This window comes from Burkholderia anthina (assembly GCF_902498995.1).
In the GTDB taxonomy this organism is placed as follows: domain Bacteria; phylum Pseudomonadota; class Gammaproteobacteria; order Burkholderiales; family Burkholderiaceae; genus Burkholderia; species Burkholderia anthina.
Map to the genome: position 1 here is coordinate 139,624 of NZ_CABVLY010000020.1, position 12,331 is coordinate 151,954.

The following is a 12,331-nucleotide window of genomic DNA, read 5'->3' on the forward strand; positions in this document are numbered from 1 at the left end:
CGGACAAAAAGGGCATTATAAAAAGAACCGGATGCGCATGGGCGCTCGACAAATTTTCACGAAAACGATGCACTTTGTTGCAAATGTAATGGCGATGTAATGCCTTTGGGTGGGCAGCGTCGTTAGCATGCCGAAATGGCATGCTCCTCCCCACAGGAAACGTGAAACGCATCCTTATCGTGAAAGTGACGTCGCTCGGCGATGTCGTCCAGACGCTGCCGGTCGTCGCGGATCTCCACCGGGCTTTTCCGGGCGTGACGGTCGATTGGGCCGTCGACGAGTCGTGTGCCGAAGTCGTGCGCTGGCATCCGGGCGTGAGCCACGTGCTCTGCGCGCCGCTGCGGCGGTTCAAGAAGCGCCGGAACCGCGGCGACCTGAAGGCGATCTCGGCATCGATCGGGGCGCTGCGCGCGCACCGGTACGACGCCGTCATCGACCTGCACGGCGTCTACAAGAGCGCGATCATTTCGGCGTTCGCGCGGGCCGCCCGCCGGGTCGGCTATCAAACCCAGGATCTCGGCGAGACGGGTGCGCGCTTTGCGTATTCGCATCGCTTCGGCCCGCGTCCGGACTGCGACGCGTGGCACGGCATGCGCGTCAGCGCCGGCGAGGCGCTCGGCTATGTCCCCGAAGGGATCGCTGCATACGGCATCGTGGCGCCGCAGGACACGAGCCTGCCAGCCGCCGTGACCGACGGCGCGCCGTTCATGCTGCTGTTTCACGCCACCTCCAATCCGGACAAGAAATGGCCGGCCGACCACTGGGCCGCGCTGGCCATGCAGATGATGGCGCGCGGCGTGCGCGTGCTGGTGCCGTGGGGCTCGGCCGCCGAACACGACGACGCCCAGGACATCGCCGCACGGGCCCCGGGCGCGGTCGTGCTGCCCGCGATGTCGGTGCGGGAACTGGGCTCGGCGATCGGCCGGGCCGCGCTCGTGGCGGGGGTCGATACCGGATTCGTGCACATGGCGCACGCGCTGCGGCGGCCGACCGTGATGATTTTCGTCGCGACGTCGCGCCACCACTGCGGTATCGGCGGCGCGCCGAATGCACTGTCGATCGGCGAGCCGGGCACGGTGCCGTCCGTTGCGCAGGCGCTGGACGCAATCGATGCGGTCGGTCCGGCCTACGATGCGCGCCCCGTGGCGCTGACGGCCTGACGAAGCCGCGGTGCCGGTTCAGGCCAGCAGCGCCTCGACCGTGATGACCGCGGCGATGGCCGCCACGTTCGCCAGCAGTGCCTCGAACAGCAGGCCGCGCCAGGTTTTGGGCCGGAAGCGCAGCGCGAGCAACAGCGCGCCGCCCAGCGCGAGCGCGAGGATCAGGACGAGGTCGGCGTTGTCGAGGCGGATATTCATCGCGGCGGCTCCTTCGGGAAGGGATCCCGGGGGCGCACGGCGGCGCCCCCTGAATCGAGTATAAGCAGCGCCGGCCGCCGCACAACCCGGGTCGTCCCCGACGCTCAGAGCAGCGACGAGTCGCGGGTTTCGCGCATCAGCAGCACGCCGATCAGGCTGATCGCCGCCGCCACCGACACGTAGCCGCCCACCCACGACAATCCGCCGCGCGCGGCGAGCAGTTGCGCGATGTACGGCGCGATCGACGCGCCGAGGATCCCGCCGAGGTTGTACGCGACGCCCGCGCCCGTATAGCGGACGTTGGTCGGGAACAGTTCCGGCAGCAGCGCGCCCATCGGCGCGAACGTCACGCCCATCAGGAACAGCTCCAGCGTCAGGAACAGCGCGACGAGCGGCATCGAGCCGCTGCCGAGCAGCGGTTCCATCGCGAAACCGGACAGCAGCGCGGCGATTGCACCCACCACCAGCACCGGCTTGCGGCCGAAGCGGTCGGAGGCCCAGGCCGACAACGGCGTCGCGAGCCCCATGAACACGACGGCGAGACACAGCAGGCCGAGGAAGCTCTGGCGCGGAATATGCAGCGCCGACACGCCGTACGACAGCGAGAACACCGTCGAGATATAGAACAGCGTGTAGCAGACGACCATCGCGAGCGCGCCGAGCAGCGTCGGCTGCCAGTGTTGCGAGATGAGCGTCGCGACCGGCACGCGCACGCGTTCGTTGCGATCGAGCGCGGCCTGGAAGGCGGGCGTCTCGGTGATCTTCAGCCGCACGTACAGGCCGAGCGCGACGAGCACCGCGCTGACGAGGAACGGGATGCGCCAGCCCCAGCTGCGGAATTGATCGTCGGACAACGACAGCGCGAGCGCGAAGAACAGCCCGTTCGACATCAGGAAGCCGACCGACGGCCCCAACTGCGGGAACATGCCGAACCAGCCGCGCTTGCCTTGCGGCGCGTGCTCGGTCGCGAGCAGCGCCGCGCCGCCCCATTCGCCGCCGAGGCCGATCCCCTGGCCGAAGCGCAGCACGCACAGCAGCACCGGTGCGAGTGCGCCGATCGTGTCGTAGCCGGGCACGAAGCCGATCGCGGTGGTCGATACGCCCATTACCAGCAGCGACGCGACGAGCGTCGATTTGCGGCCGATGCGGTCGCCGAAGTGGCCGAACAGGAACGAGCCGATCGGCCGCGCGATGAACGCGATGCCGAACGTGACGAATGCCGACAGCGCCTGCGCGGTCGCGGAGCCGTGCGGGAAGAACACGGGGCCGATGACGAGTGCCGCGGCGGTTGCGTAGACGTAGAAATCGTAGAACTCGATCGCGGTGCCGATGAAGCTCGCGAACACGATGCGCCGGTGGCTGACGGCGCCGGCCGAACCGGTTGCGTGCGCAACGGCCGGGGGGGATGCGGACATGGAAGTCTCCGTTTTGTCGTTGGGGCGGTCGGCTGATGCGTCCGAGCAGGCGGGGCGCCTGCCGGGAGCGGCCGAACGGATGAAGCAAGTGGCGGCATGGACGCGCGCCGTGGCGCGTACGTCACCCGCCGGTCGACGATGGAGACGGATAGGTCGCCCCGCCCGGTGCCGGCGTGGTCGGTTCGCTTGCCGGGTGCGGCGCGCGAACGCGCGCGCGGCAGGATGGCCGCGCGATTGCGGAAAATTATAGCCAGCGCCGCTGCATAGCGGCAATCGCAGGCGGGCGAGGGGTCAGTCGAGCGACTGCGCCTGCGCCGACGCCGTACTCTGCAACTGGAACCGGCCGTCGTCGTTGAAGAGCCAGCCTTCCATCATCTCGATCCGGCCGTTGCCGTCGAGCAGTTTCGACGGCGGTGGCGGCAGCGGTGCCGAGCGGCGCAGCGATGCGAGCGCGAGCGCTTCGGCCTCGCTGTCGCCATTGCTGCGATAGACGGATGCGTTGACGAGGCGGCCGCTGCGGTCGACGGTGAACGAGACGACGACGAGCGAGCGCAGCATCGCCTGCGGCGTCCCGTGCGACATGCCGGACGGATTGCGCTCGGCGACGCGCTGCGCGACTTCCACGCGATACTGGTCGATGCTCGCGCTGCGGGTAACCGACGGAATCGTCAGGATCGAGTGCAGCGATGGCGGTGTAATCGTGCAGGCGGCAAGCATGGCTGCGGCGACCAGCACGGCGACACGCGGCCGGTCGAGGTTCGGACGGGGAAGTGGGCGCATGGGACGATCGCCGGCGGGTGACTATAAAAAAATGATAGGCGCGCCGACGCCGCGCGATATCGGGAGAAACGCATAACGCACGGCCGGTAACGTCGCGATCGCTGATGACGACGCTGCCCGGCGCAGCCGGTGTGCGCTGCAATGTGACGCGACATATGACGGTGCGGGCGTGACGCGCACCGGCGATGCGTGCATGCGGTCGGCCCCGTCAGTAGCCGTGCGTCACGAGTGCGAGCACCGACAGGTCGGGATGCGTGCCGTCGATGATGCTCTTGCCGAGGTGTACGGCTTCGTGGACGGCTTCGTCGATGCTCGCGAAGCTTTCCTCGCCGTCCGCGTGGAACGGCACCGCATGCCCGGGCAGCGCGGGATTCGCGCCCGGATGGCATACGTAGCCGGTGTAGGTGTAGCGCGTGTCGCTGCCGGGGGCGGTGCCCGGCACGACATGGATCTCGAAACCTTCGTAATCGACGTGTTCCGTCGGGGTCGACAGTTCGGTCATGGCGATCTCCGTGTGCCGCACGCACGGATGGCGCGAGCGGCATCGAGTACGCGGCGGCGGTCGTGTCGCCGTGCTGATCGAATTCTAGGCGATGGCGGCGCGGCCCGTGAGGCTTGCGCGCATCGCCTGCGGCAACGTCGAGCGTGCCGTGTCGCGCCTTACCGCGTGCAGCGTGCGTCCTTGCGCTGCACGACGAGGATCACGGGATACTTCTCGCCGTGATCGAGTTCCACCGGTGCGACGACGGTGAGCGTCGCCGGATCGGAATCGTCGTACACGCTGACCTGTTCGTTGCGGATATAGGTCACGCCGGTGCAGTTCGACGCGCGCCCGTCATCAGACACCTTGCACTGGATCTCGTTGTCTTTCAGGTAGTTGTACGGCGTCGGGCTCGCGAGGTATTCGCGCAGGCTGCGCGGCGAGCCGCCGACGCCCTTCACGTACGCGATCGCGCACGACGGCGTTTGCGCGTCGCTGGCGGCCGCGGTATCGGCCGCGGTCGCATGCATGCTCGGGGCGGCCAGCAGGGCGACGAACGACGAGGCGATGTAGGACTTCATGGCGGGGGTTCCCGTTTCGCGAATCGGAGCGCCGGATTGTAACGGCATCCGGCGGGGCGCGTCGGAACGCAGGGGGAGGGATGCGCGCGCGGGCAAACAAAAACCCCGTCATTCGATGAATGGACGGGGTTTGGCGAACTGCCTGGCGGAAGCGGTGAGATTCGAACTCACGGACAGTTTCCCGTCGCCGGTTTTCAAGACCGGTGCCTTAAACCGCTCGGCCACGCTTCCACACGAGGCGGCATTGTAACCGAAATGCCGCGTCGTTTTTCTTCAATCGTCGCGCAGGAACAATTCCTGCAGGTCGTTGAGGAAACGCTGGCCGAGCGGCGTCGGCGCGATCTGCGCGAAATCGCGCGTGATCAGCCCGCGCCGCTCCGCTTCCTGCAGCGCCGGCTCGATCGTGCCGATCGGCAGCCCGGTGCGCTCGACGAAGCTGTGCACGGGGAAGCCCTCGACGAGCCGCAGCGTGTTCAGCATGAACTCGAACGGCAGGTCGCGTGCGCCGACTTCACGTTCTTCCTGCACCGGCGTGCCGGCCATTGCTTGCTCGATGAAGGTCGCCGGATGCTTGTAGCGCGCCTGCCGCAGGATCCGGTTCGGGAACGACAGCTTCGTGTGCGCGCCCGCGCCGATCCCGAGGTAGTCGCCGAAGCGCCAGTAGTTCAGGTTGTGCTTGCACTGATGATTCGGTTTCGCGTAAGCGGACACTTCGTAGCGTTCATAGCCGGCCTCCGCCGTGCGCGCATGGATCCACTCCTGCATGTCGGCCGATGCGTCGTCGTCGGGCACGGTCGGCGGAAACTTCGCGAACAGCGTGTTCGGTTCGAGCGTCAGGTGATACAGCGACAGATGCGGCGGCGCGAACGACAGCGCGGTCTCGATGTCGGTCCGGCACTCGTCGAGCGTCTGGTTCGGCAGCGCGAACATCAGGTCGAGGTTGAAGTTGTCGAACGTCTTCGCGGCGATCTCGACGGCCGCGCGCGCCTGCGCGGTGTCGTGAATGCGGCCGAGCGCCTTCAGATGGGCCTCGTTGAAGCTCTGGATGCCGACCGACAGGCGGTCCACGCCGCTCGCGCGGAACTGCGCGAACTTCGCGGCTTCGAACGTGCCCGGGTTCGCCTCGAGCGTGATCTCGGCGTCGGCATCGAGCGGCAGCAGCGCGCGCACGTCCGACAGCAGCCGGTCGAGGCCGGCGGCCGACAGCAGGCTCGGCGTTCCGCCGCCGATGAACACCGTGTGCACCTGCCGCCCCCAGACGAGCGGCAGCGCCTGCTCGAGGTCGGCGCGCAGCGCGTCGAGATACTCGGTTTCCGGAAACCGCTCGCCTTTCCATTCGTGCGAGTTGAAGTCGCAGTACGGGCACTTGCGCACGCACCACGGGAAATGCACGTACAGCGCGAGCGGCGGCAGCGACGTGAGCCGCACCTGCCCGGGCGACGTGAACGTCGCGACGACGCGCGCGCCGGTTTCTGCGGCCTGGCTCATGCGGCCTCCGGCAGCGAATGCGTGACGAAGACGGTCATGCGGGTTCCTCTGCGAGCCGCGCGAGCAGCGCCTTCAGCGCGAGCGCGCGATGGCTGTGCGTGTTCTTGACGGCCGGCTCGAGTTCGGCCGCCGTCGCGCCGAGCGCCGGCAGGTAGAAATACGGGTCGTAGCCGAATCCGTGTTCGCCGTGCGGCGTGTCGACGATCTCGCCCGTCCAGCGCCCTTCGGCGAACAGCGGCTCGGGATCGTCCACATGGCGCACGAGCGCGAGCACGCAGCAATAGTATGCGCGTCGATCCTCGACGCCGCGCAGCTGCTCGACGAGGTACGCGTTGTTCGCCGCGTCGCCCTTGTCGCGGCCCGCGCGCTGCGCATAGCGCGCCGAATAGACGCCCGGTGCGCCGCGCAGCGTGCGCACGCACAGGCCGGAATCGTCGGCGATCGCCGGCAGGCCGGTGAGGCGCGACGCATGGCGCGCTTTCGTCAGCGCATTCTCGATGAACGTGCCGAACGGCTCTTCCGCCTCGGGCACGGCCAAGTCGCCCTGCGGCACGATCTCGATGCCGACCGTCGAGAACAGCGCGGTGAATTCGCGCAGCTTGCCGGCGTTGTTCGACGCGAGCACGATGCGCGACAGCGGCGCGACGGTGCGATCGTCAGACATGGGCGGCGCCCAGCACGTCCTTCTGCAGCTGCACGAGCTGGCCGATCCCGCTTTGCGCGAGGTCGAGCAGCGCGTTCATCTCGGCGCGCGAGAACGGCACGCCTTCGGCGGTGCCCTGGACTTCGACGAAGCCGCCGGCGCCCGTCATCACGACGTTCATGTCGGTGTCGCAGCGCGAATCTTCCGCGTAGTCGAGATCGAGCACGGGAGCGCCTTCGTACACGCCGACCGAAATCGCGGCGACGTGGTCGGTGATCGGCGAGCGCGCGAGCTTGCCGGCGGCGATCAGCTTCGACACGGCGTCGTGCGCGGCGACGAACGCGCCGGTGATGCTCGCCGTGCGCGTGCCGCCGTCGGCCTGGATCACGTCGCAGTCGATGTGGATCGTGCGCGTGCCGAGCGCTTCCAGATCGAACACCGCGCGCAGCGCGCGGCCGATCAGGCGCTGAATTTCCTGCGTACGGCCCGTCTGCTTGCCGCGTGCGGCTTCGCGGTCGCTGCGCGTGTGCGTCGCGCGCGGCAGCATCCCGTATTCCGCCGTCAGCCAGCCTTGCCCGCGATCGCGCAGGAATTCGGGCACGCGCTCGGCGACGCTCGCGGTGCAGATCACCTTGGTGTCGCCGAATTCGACCAGCACGGAGCCTTCGGCGTGTTTCGTGTAGTGGCGCGTGAGGGCGACCTTGCGCAGTTCGTCGGCGCGACGGCCGCTCGGGCGGGAAAGGGAAGACGTCATGGGGAAATCGTGGACGGAGGAGGAAACCCCGATTCTAGCGCCGAACGGCATCCGTGCCCGGCGGGGTGGGGCGCAAAAATGGGATAATGCGCGCTTCCCGCCCCGCGCCTTGCGACGCGCCGGGCGCCTCGACATATTCCGCCCGCAAGGGCATCCAGACGGCGAGACGAACCATGATCTACAGCATGACGGGCTATGCGAGCGCGACGCGCGAACTCGTGACGGCTACCGGCAACGGCGGCACCAGCGTGTCGGTCGAACTGCGCACCGTGAACTCGCGCTTCCTCGACCTGAATTTCCGCATGCCGGACGACGTGCGCGCGTGTGAACCCGCGCTGCGCGAAATGCTGATGAACAAGCTGTCGCGCGGCAAGGTCGACGTGCGCATCAACCTGCAGCGCGGCGAGCAGAGCATCGGCGCGGGCGCGCTGAACCAGTCGGCGCTCGGCCAGCTCGCCGAGCTCGAGCGCTCGGTGCTCGATTCGTTCCCGGGCGTCGGCCGCCTGCGCGCGGGCGAGATCCTGCGCTGGCCGGGCGTGCTCGCCGAGAGCGGCGTGTCGGCGGAAGCGATCCGCGACGCGGTGCTCGCGTGCGGCAAGGAAGCGATCGGTGAGCTCGTCGTCGTGCGCTCGCGCGAAGGCGCGCAACTGGCGACGATGCTGCTGTCGAACGTCACCGAAATGGAAGCGATCGTCGCGCGCATCACGCCGCTCGTGCCGGAGCTGATCGCGAAGCATCAGCAGAAGATCGTCGAGCGGCTGCAGGAAGCGCTCGGCATCGCGGCGCCCGAAGGCAGCGCGCCGATCGTCACGCGCGAGGAAGCCGCGGAACGCATTCGTCAGGAAGTGACGATGTACGGCATCCGGATCGACATCGCGGAAGAGCTGTCGCGACTCACCGCGCACCTGAACGAAACGCGTCACGTGATCGAGAAGGGCGGCCGCGTCGGCAAGCGTCTCGACTTCATGATGCAGGAACTGAATCGCGAAGCAAACACGCTCGGCTCGAAGGCGGCGGCGAAGGAACTGGCCGACGCATCGATGGCGCTCAAGCTGTTGATCGAGCAGATGCGTGAGCAAGTGCAAAACCTGGAGTAAAAGAGATGCAACAACCCCCACGCTCACTACGTTCGCTGCCCCCCGAGGGGGCGGTCAGCCTCCTTGGGGCGGCCCGGCGGAGGCTGACATGACCGAATCCACTCGCGACGCGCACGCGTCGCATTCGCTGCACGGCGGCGTCTATCCCGGCAACCTGTTCATGGTCATCGCACCGTCGGGCGCCGGCAAGTCGACGCTCGTGAACGCGCTGCTGTCGAAGGACAGCGACATCTGCCTGTCGATTTCGTACACGACGCGCAAGCCGCGCCCGGGCGAGCAGGACGGCCAGCACTATCACTTCACGACCGTCGAGGATTTCCGCACGCGTCACGCCGCGCACGAATTCCTCGAGAGCGCGGAAGTGCACGGCAACTATTACGGCACGTCGCGCGTCTGGATCGAAGAGCAGATGATGAACGGCCATGACGTGCTGCTCGAGATCGACTGGCAGGGCGCGCAGCAGGTGAAGAAGCAGTTCCGCAACGCGGTCGGCATCTTCATTCTGCCGCCGTCGCTCGATGCGCTCGAGGAGCGTCTGAAGAAGCGCGGCCAGGACGAACCGAACGTGATCACGCGACGCCTGCTCGCCGCGGGCAGCGAGATGGCGCACGCATCCGAAGCGGAATACGTCGTGATCAACGAGAATTTCGATCGCGCGCTGTCCGAGCTCGAGTGCATCGTCGCGGCGACGCGGCTGCGCTTTGCTTCGCAGTACGCGCGACACACGGAGCTGTTCATCGAGCTCGGCATCCATCTGCCCCACGCGGAATGACGCGGGGGTAGAGGGACATAAGGTAGAATAAGGACTATATTCAGAAGGAATTACCAACATGGCTCGCATTACCGTCGAAGACTGCCTGAAGCAAATCCCCAATCGCTTCGAACTGGCGCTCGCCGCCACCTACCGCGCGCGGCAGCTCGCGCAAGGCCATACGCCGAAGATCGAAAGCCGCGACAAGCCGACCGTCGTCGCGCTGCGCGAGATCGCGTCCGGCCAGGTCGGTGTGGAAATGCTGAAGAAGGTGCCGGTGTAACGCGCATCCGGCCCGTTCCAGCCATGTAATCCACGCGCGCAACGACTCGACCTGGAGGCGAATATGAGCACCACCCCATCGTCCGCCTCCGCGGATTCGATCACCGAAGCCACGGCCCAGTCGCCTGCGCGCCAGTACATCGACGCGGTCCTCGAACAATCCTTCCGGCATCTGTTCGGGCCGACCGCCACGCCGGAGCAGCCGCGCAAGCACGGCGTCGTTTCGATCGCGAAACTGACGACCGCGCTTGCCGAGTATCTCCCTCCGGAAGAGATCAAAGAGGTCAAGGCGGCGTTCCACTTCAGCGACGAAGCCCACCTCGGTCAATATCGCCAGAGCGGCGAACCCTACATCACCCATCCCGTCGCCGTCGCGGAAATCTGCGCCGGCTGGAAGCTCGACGCGCAAGCCGTGATGGCCGCGCTGCTGCACGACGTGATGGAAGACCAGGGCGTGACCAAGAGCGAGCTGGCCGAACGGTTCGGCCCGAAGGTCGCCGAACTGGTCGACGGCCTGTCGAAGCTCGACAAGATGGAGTTCCGCAGCCGCGAGGAAGCGCAGGCGGAGAACTTCCGCAAGATGCTGCTCGCGATGGCGCGCGATGTGCGCGTCATCCTCGTCAAGCTCGCCGACCGTCTGCACAACATGCGCACGCTCGGCGCGGTGCCGATGGAGAAGCGCCGCCGCGTCGCGCGCGAGACGCTCGACATCTATGCGCCGATCGCGCACCGCCTCGGGTTGAACAACACGTATCGCGAACTGCAGGACATGAGCTTCGCGAATTTCAACCCGCATCGGTACGCGACGCTCGAGAAGGCCGTGAAGGCCGCGCGCGGCAACCGCCGCGAAGTGATCAGCAAGATCCTCGAGGCCGCGCAGCGCGCGATGACCGATGCGAAGATCGACGCCGAGATCACCGGCCGCGAAAAGACGATCTACAGCATCTATCGCAAGATGCGCGACAAGCAACTGTCGTTCTCGCAGGTGCTCGACGTGTACGGCTTTCGCGTCGTCGTCGAGAGCCCGCTCGACTGCTACACGTGCATCGGCGCGCTGCACGCGCTGTACAAGCCCGTGCCCGGCAAGTTCAAGGACTACATCGCGATCCCGAAGATCAATGGCTATCAGTCGCTGCACACGACACTCGTCGGCCCGTTCGGCGCGCCGATCGAGTTCCAGGTGCGCACGCGCAAGATGCACGAGATCGCCGAGGCCGGCGTGGCCGCGCACTGGCTGTACAAGAATGGCGGCGCGGATCTGAACGACGTGCAGAAGCGCGCGCACCAGTGGCTGAAGTCGCTGCTCGACATCCAGAGCGAAGCCGGCGATTCGAGCGAATTCCTCGAGCACGTGAAGATCGACCTGTTCCCGGACGCGGTCTACGTGTTCACGCCGAAGTCGAAGATCATGGCGCTGCCGCGCGGCGCGACGGCACTCGATTTCGCGTATTCGATCCACAGCGATCTCGGCAACCAGTGCGTCGCGGTGAAGATCAACAACGAGTTGCTGCCGCTGCGTACCGAGCTGAAGAGCGGCGACATCGTCGAGGTGATCACCGCGCCGTATTCGAAACCGAACCCGGCGTGGCTCGGATTCGTGCGCACCGGCAAGGCGCGCTCGGCGATTCGTCACTACCTGAAGACGATGCGCCTGAACGAGTCCGTGCAGCTCGGCGAGCGGCTCGTCGACCAGAGCCTGAAGGGCTACGGGCTCGCGCTGGCCGATGTCGCACCGGAAGTATGGGAAAAGCTCGTGCAGTGGACGGGCAACAAGAGCCGTCAGGAAATCTTCGCGGACATCGGCCTCGGCCGCCGCGTCGCCGCGGTGATGGCCAAGCGCATCGAAGTGCTGATGAGCGGCCGCGATGCGGACGACGACCTGCCGAAGTCCGAGCGGCATCCCGCGCACAATGCGCCGCCGGTCGTCATTACCGGCACGGAAGGGATGTCCGTGCAGTTGTCGGCATGCTGCCGGCCGATTCCCGGCGACGCGATCATGGGCTATATCGGCATCGGCCTCGGGATGGCGATTCATACGACCGATTGCCGGGTCGCGCAGCGTATCCACCGCCGCGATCCGGGGCGCTGGATCGATGTCGAGTGGGCGCCGCAGCCGGGCCGTCTGTTCGACGTCGCCGTGAAGGCGCTGGTGAAGAACACGAAGGGCATCTTCGCGCGCGTCGCGGCGGACATCACGTCGGCCGACGCGAACATCGTGCATATCGCGATGGACGAGGATCTGACGCACGAATCGACGGTGCTGCGCTTCGTGATCCAGGTCAGCGATCGCGTGCATCTGGCGAACGTGATGCGGCGCGTACGGACCAATCCGGACGTGATGCGGATCATGCGCGAACGTTCGACCGACGACAGCGTGCATGCGCGTCACGACGGCGGCATGCGCATCGAGCGGGAGCGGCAGGACTACTGACGCGACGCGCGAAGCGTTGCGGCGGGGACGACGGCGGCCACGGGTCGCCGTTTTCGTTTGTGGTGCGATCGAAACGGATGCGTGTCGCGGCGGTTCGTTGCGTCGAGCGGGTACCGGGGAGCGGCCGTGGTCGGGAAGGCGAGAAAGCGGGGCGGAAAAAGAAAAAGGGCCTTCCCGGAGGAAGGCCCTTCTGAGGTGGCGCGGCTGGCAGGATTCGAACCCACGACCCCTTGGTTCGTAGCCAAGTACTCTATCCAACTGAGCTACAGC

General features: G+C 66.9%; 13 protein-coding genes and 1 tRNA gene. 5 read left to right on the plus strand and 9 right to left on the minus strand.

Annotated features, from left to right (window positions below; genetic code table 11):
* Positions 1-161 precede the first annotated feature (161 nt).
* On the plus strand, positions 162-1,160 hold the full coding sequence (waaC, locus tag BME24068_RS24205) for a lipopolysaccharide heptosyltransferase I (protein ID WP_174927639.1): 999 nt from the start codon (positions 162-164) through the stop codon (positions 1,158-1,160).
* An 18-nt stretch (positions 1,161-1,178) separates the two neighbouring features.
* Here the strand turns inward: waaC and BME24068_RS24210 are convergent, their stop codons facing one another.
* From BME24068_RS24210 to rph, 9 genes are all read right to left on the minus strand, one after another.
* Positions 1,179-1,358 carry a hypothetical protein gene (locus BME24068_RS24210; RefSeq protein ID WP_174927640.1) on the minus strand — a complete coding sequence of 60 codons (180 nt, stop codon included), beginning with the start codon at positions 1,356-1,358 and terminating at the stop codon, positions 1,179-1,181.
* A gap of 104 nt (positions 1,359-1,462) precedes the next feature.
* Complete coding sequence (locus BME24068_RS24215; RefSeq protein ID WP_096503641.1) at positions 1,463-2,773, minus strand: MFS transporter; 1,311 nt, start codon at positions 2,771-2,773, stop codon at positions 1,463-1,465.
* A gap of 291 nt (positions 2,774-3,064) precedes the next feature.
* Positions 3,065-3,553: an energy transducer TonB family protein gene (locus tag BME24068_RS24220; protein WP_096503643.1), complete on the minus strand. Its 489-nt coding sequence runs from the start codon at positions 3,551-3,553 to the stop codon at positions 3,065-3,067.
* Positions 3,554-3,761: 208 nt separating this feature from the next.
* The gene (locus BME24068_RS24225; protein WP_096503645.1) at positions 3,762-4,055 is read right to left on the minus strand and encodes a hypothetical protein; all 294 of its coding nucleotides are present in this window, start codon (positions 4,053-4,055) and stop codon (positions 3,762-3,764) included.
* Between the two features lie 158 nt (positions 4,056-4,213).
* A complete protein-coding gene (locus tag BME24068_RS24230; protein ID WP_174927641.1) occupies positions 4,214-4,615 on the minus strand; it encodes a hypothetical protein in 402 nt (133 codons plus the stop codon).
* A gap of 143 nt (positions 4,616-4,758) precedes the next feature.
* A tRNA-Ser gene (locus BME24068_RS24235) sits at positions 4,759-4,846 on the minus strand.
* A gap of 42 nt (positions 4,847-4,888) precedes the next feature.
* On the minus strand, positions 4,889-6,103 hold the full coding sequence (gene hemW, locus BME24068_RS24240) for a radical SAM family heme chaperone HemW (RefSeq protein WP_174927642.1): 1,215 nt from the start codon (positions 6,101-6,103) through the stop codon (positions 4,889-4,891).
* Positions 6,104-6,137: 34 nt separating this feature from the next.
* The gene (gene rdgB / locus BME24068_RS24245) at positions 6,138-6,767 is read right to left on the minus strand and encodes an RdgB/HAM1 family non-canonical purine NTP pyrophosphatase (protein ID WP_174927643.1); all 630 of its coding nucleotides are present in this window, start codon (positions 6,765-6,767) and stop codon (positions 6,138-6,140) included.
* On the minus strand, positions 6,760-7,500 hold the full coding sequence (gene rph, locus BME24068_RS24250; protein WP_174927644.1) for a ribonuclease PH: 741 nt from the start codon (positions 7,498-7,500) through the stop codon (positions 6,760-6,762). Before rph ends, rdgB begins: the two co-directional genes overlap by 8 nt.
* Before the next feature lie 173 nt (positions 7,501-7,673).
* On the opposite strand from rph, the gene BME24068_RS24255 reads away from it, so the two are divergent.
* From BME24068_RS24255 to BME24068_RS24270, 4 genes are all read left to right on the plus strand, one after another.
* Complete coding sequence (locus BME24068_RS24255) at positions 7,674-8,597, plus strand: YicC/YloC family endoribonuclease (RefSeq protein ID WP_096503655.1); 924 nt, start codon at positions 7,674-7,676, stop codon at positions 8,595-8,597.
* A gap of 88 nt (positions 8,598-8,685) precedes the next feature.
* The gene (gene gmk, locus BME24068_RS24260) at positions 8,686-9,369 is read left to right on the plus strand and encodes a guanylate kinase (protein WP_174927645.1); all 684 of its coding nucleotides are present in this window, start codon (positions 8,686-8,688) and stop codon (positions 9,367-9,369) included.
* Positions 9,370-9,427: 58 nt separating this feature from the next.
* Positions 9,428-9,631 carry a DNA-directed RNA polymerase subunit omega gene (gene rpoZ, locus BME24068_RS24265; protein ID WP_044848533.1) on the plus strand — a complete coding sequence of 68 codons (204 nt, stop codon included), beginning with the start codon at positions 9,428-9,430 and terminating at the stop codon, positions 9,629-9,631.
* Positions 9,632-9,694: 63 nt separating this feature from the next.
* Positions 9,695-12,061 (plus strand): RelA/SpoT family protein, encoded by a 2,367-nt coding sequence (locus BME24068_RS24270; RefSeq protein WP_096503659.1) that lies wholly within the window; start codon positions 9,695-9,697, stop codon positions 12,059-12,061.
* The last annotated feature ends 270 nt before the right edge of the window (positions 12,062-12,331 follow it).